Raw genomic sequence first — 3678 nt, 5'->3', positions numbered from 1 at the left:
ATTCGATCAGGCGGAAAAATGGTAGGTCATTACCGCGCAAATGCCTTAGTCTCTCCATGTGTCAGATCAAGGGGCCGGGGTTTGCTCACCTCAAGAATCTCAAAATTTGTAGTATGCAAATCGTTGAAAATCCTCTTGAAGAAGACGCGTTCAAATACCTCAAAGACTGGCCCAATCTCAAGAGCCTTTCATTCTCGTGCAAACTGACCGACCGAGCGATTAAAGCTTTGGACGATCTTCCGGTCCTCCGCAATCTTTCCCTCACGGGTTCCTTCGGCGCCGTGGACGATGACCTCAAGCCCATCGCCAGGTTAAAAAATATCGACTCGCTCAATCTGTATTCGTCCAATATTTCCGACGCGGGTCTGGCCCACTTAAAAGACATGGCTCGATTGAAAGAGCTTATTCTGATCGGATGCAAGATCGGCGATGAGGGCCTTGATCATCTCAAGGAATTGAAGAATCTCGAATCCCTCGATCTTTCATCCACCCAAGTGACCGAAGAGGGCGTCATAAATCTCAAGAAGGCCTTGCCCAAATGCAAGATCGACTGGAACGGCGGCACCGTCGAACTGAAAAAGTGAATTGGCAAAGCAGCGAAGTGCAGGATTTGACTCCAAACAACAGGCGAGCAGTCCCCGAAACAAACTCGCCCAACGGCCCCGGCAGCCCTCTGAAAGCGGCCTCTCTCGCCAAAATCATGGCAAACCCGGCTGGATTCCCGCTAAGACAGGAGGGTCAACAGCCTACTGCCAACGGGGTTTCGCATGAGTTTGCCGGTTGCTTCCACGGGCGGGCCTGCCGCCGTCATGCCGAGGGCCGGTCTGGCCCTTGGGTTGCTCACCTCCATCAACCTGTTCAACTACATCGACCGGCAGGTGCTGTCGGCCGTGCTGCCCAAGCTCGAACTGGACGCCAACCTGTTCAAGCCGGATGATCCGTGGCTGAAATCCAAACTGGGGCTGCTGACCACGGCGTTTCTCGTCACTTATATGCTGATTTCCCCGATCTTTGGCCGCCTCGGGGACCGGGTCTCCCGCTGGTTGCTGGTGGCCGTCGGGGTGATTCTCTGGTCGCTGGCCAGCGGCGGCTCCGGACTGGCCACGTCGTTTGCCATGTTGCTCATCACCCGATGCTTGGTCGGCATCGGCGAGGCGGCTTATGGACCGGTCGCCCCGTCCATGCTCTCGGATATGTACCCGGTGAAAACGCGGGGCAAGATCATGTCCCTTTTTTACCTGGCCATCCCGGTCGGCAGCGCCTTGGGATTTGTCGTCGGGGGTTTGGTGGCTAACACGTCGTGGGGTTGGCCGGGGGCGTTTCAAATTGTGGTGCTGCCCGGCTTGATTCTCGGCGCCCTGTGCCTGTTCATGAAAGAACCGCCCCGCCCGGCGGTCGCCAAGGATCATGTCCGCGATTCTTGGGGCAGCATCCTCCGAGAACTTCGCGGCATCCGGTCGTTTGTGCTTTGCTGTCTGGGAATGACCTGCACCACCTTCGTCCTCGGCGGGGTGGCCGCGTGGGCGCCGTACTACATCTTCGAGCGGGAAGCCCGTTTTGAACTGGTGGACAAAAAATTAGAAGAACTCGCGGCCAAAACCGCCTCGGACGGCACGCCGGTCGTCCCCCCGGCGATGATCGAGAAGTTGCGGAAACTCGAAGGCCCGACGGTGTACGACACCAAGGAATTCAAGGAGTTGCTGAAGAGAAGCGAACTCACCCCGGAAGAACAGAAACAGTACCAGCTACACATCTTTGACGCCGCCGTGGCCGAGGGATCGACGACACTTGGGGCGATTGACTTCCGCTTCGGCGTCATCATCGTGGTTGGCGGATTGATGGCCACGCTTTTTGGCGGCTGGCTGGGGGACAAATTGCGCAACCACATTCGCGGCGCCTATTTTCAGGTGTGCGGCTATGGGGCGTTGCTTGGCTTCCCGGCGTTCCTGGGAATGATTTATCTGCCGTTTCCGCTGGCGTGGGTGGCCGTGTTTTTCATCGTGTTCTGGTTGTTCCTGAACACCGGCCCGGCGAATGCCATTCTGGCGAACGTGACCCGCCCGGAGATTCGGGCCTCGGGATTTGCGGTCAATATTTTGATCATTCACTTGTTCGGGGATGCGTTCGCCCCGCCGTTGATCGGGTTGGTCGCCGACCATTCGGATTTGAGCACGGCGTTAATCATCGTTTCCGTGCTGATTCTGCTCGGTGGCTTCCTGTGGATTGCGGGTGCCGGTTCGCTTGATGAGGAAACGAAGAAGATTTCGGATTTGGAGGAAGCCGCCCGTGAAGTGGCGGCTTAAAACGCCCCGCTTATAGGAAGGTGGAAAGGGCGTACAGCACGAGGCCGATCATAAACAGGAAGCTCGTCATGCGAACCCCCCAATGGAGGGCTTCGCGGAGAATCTTGTTCCAAGAGTCGTATCGCGTGGCACTGTAGACCAGACTCACAACAACAATCAGAACGGGCAGATGAACGTAAATGGTCATTTCGACGGCCCCCCGTTCGGCGGCGTCAGGGGACCGGGCGTAGCCCGCACTTCCCGGAAGGCGGCCCCGGCCAGAGCGTCATAAATCACCAACACATTCAGCACGCCGGCGATCACGGTGTAGACCCAGCCGAGATCCCATGTCTTGTCGCCGTTACGCTGAAGATTGTTTAATTCTTCCAGCGATGGGGAGCTCATGAACCCGTTCAGCGGCGGTTTTTCATTCCCCTGCACGCTGACCACATACTGGTAAATCGCCGGCCAGGCGGCCATCCCGATGGGGAACTGGCCGACAAACTGAAAGCGGGTGTACAGATCGGAGGCCAGACGGCTGACGATGCTCGTCTCGCCGGAATGATAATCCGGCAAATAGACGTTTTTCTTGCTCCCCAGCAACCACCCGTAAAAGAACAGGCCGTAGAGGGAGACGAAAAACAGAATGCCCTTGCCGAAGCGGCCCTGCGTCATCTGGCCGAGGCCGGGGACGAGATAACTAAGGAGAGCCCCGAGGAAGTCGTACTTGATCGGGGGAGGCGGCGGGTCGTTGGTTTTGGCGGCGGTCATGTAACCGGTGTCACGGGGAGACGGCACGGATGGATCATGGCGACAAACCGTTGTTCGCCGTCGATTCAGATATCTTACGTGTCCGGGATTATTTGGCCCATTCAAACCGCGAGATGAGCGACGAGAGGCTCGACTTGTTGATCTTGGAGAGATCCGGCTTTGGCCAGTCGATGCCATACCATTCGCCGACGCCCCATCCGATGGAGGCGAGAATCATCAGCACGCCAGCCCGGCCCAGCCAGGTCCGGCCGCCGGTTCGCCACCACGAGCCCATCGGAAGCAGATAGGTGAGGATGTCGTAAACCCAGTTCAACGCGACCAGCGGGAATAGCAGAGGCGAACTTCTCTCGGCCTCGGCCGGCTTGGCCTCCGGTTGCGGCGTGATGAGGGAAGGCCCCGGCAACACGGCGGGGACCGGCGTTTGCGGGTAGGCTTGCGGGGCATAACCTGGCGGGTAAGCCGGTGAAAACGTCGGCGACGAATAAGGAGCCGGTGTTTGGGCCGTCGGTGGCGGTGAATAAGGAACCGGTGCCGGGGCGGCCGGTTGGGGAGCCGTCGGCGGGGGAGCCACTGGCGGGGCATAGACATTGAATCGCGGCGTCGTCGGCGTCGGGGCGGGCGTGAC

At 58.6% G+C, this 3678-nt stretch carries 3 protein-coding genes and 2 pseudogenes; 2 read left to right on the top strand and 3 right to left on the bottom strand.

All coding sequences use genetic code 11. The annotated features are described in order from the left end of the window. Positions 1-584: pseudogene (locus tag BGIM_RS64075) on the top strand (hypothetical protein); the annotation flags it as partial. A 183-nt stretch (positions 585-767) separates the two neighbouring features. Then, positions 768-2303 carry a spinster family MFS transporter gene (locus BGIM_RS59165; protein ID WP_020475340.1) on the top strand — a complete coding sequence of 512 codons (1536 nt, stop codon included), beginning with the start codon at positions 768-770 and terminating at the stop codon, positions 2301-2303. A 10-nt stretch (positions 2304-2313) separates the two neighbouring features. Here the strand turns inward: BGIM_RS59165 and BGIM_RS65685 are convergent, their stop codons facing one another. The 3 genes and pseudogenes from BGIM_RS65685 to BGIM_RS0140615 all read right to left on the bottom strand — a co-directional run. Further along, positions 2314-2490 carry a hypothetical protein gene (locus BGIM_RS65685; protein ID WP_020475339.1) on the bottom strand — a complete coding sequence of 59 codons (177 nt, stop codon included), beginning with the start codon at positions 2488-2490 and terminating at the stop codon, positions 2314-2316. Then, complete coding sequence (locus BGIM_RS55085; RefSeq protein ID WP_157369805.1) at positions 2487-3080, bottom strand: DUF6677 family protein; 594 nt, start codon at positions 3078-3080, stop codon at positions 2487-2489. The genes BGIM_RS65685 and BGIM_RS55085 overlap by 4 nt, the downstream gene beginning before the upstream one ends. A 61-nt stretch (positions 3081-3141) precedes the next feature. Beyond that, positions 3142-3678, bottom strand: a pseudogene (locus BGIM_RS0140615) (hypothetical protein); the annotation flags it as partial.

It is taken from the genome of Zavarzinella formosa DSM 19928 (assembly GCF_000255705.1).
GTDB classification, from domain to species: Bacteria; Planctomycetota; Planctomycetia; order Gemmatales; family Gemmataceae; genus Zavarzinella; species Zavarzinella formosa.
The sequence above is the reverse complement of the archived record's forward strand: the minus strand, read 5'-3'. Positions and strand labels throughout refer to the sequence as shown.

What these genes read in the sequence shown, in the direction of transcription:
- BGIM_RS59165 (WP_020475340.1), top strand. Translation starts at nt 768, where the DNA reads ATGAGTTTGCCGGTTGCTTCCACGGGCGGGCCTGCCGCCGTCATGCCG.
- BGIM_RS65685 (WP_020475339.1), bottom strand. Translation starts at nt 2,490, where the DNA reads ATGACCATTTACGTTCATCTGCCCGTTCTGATTGTTGTTGTGAGTCTG.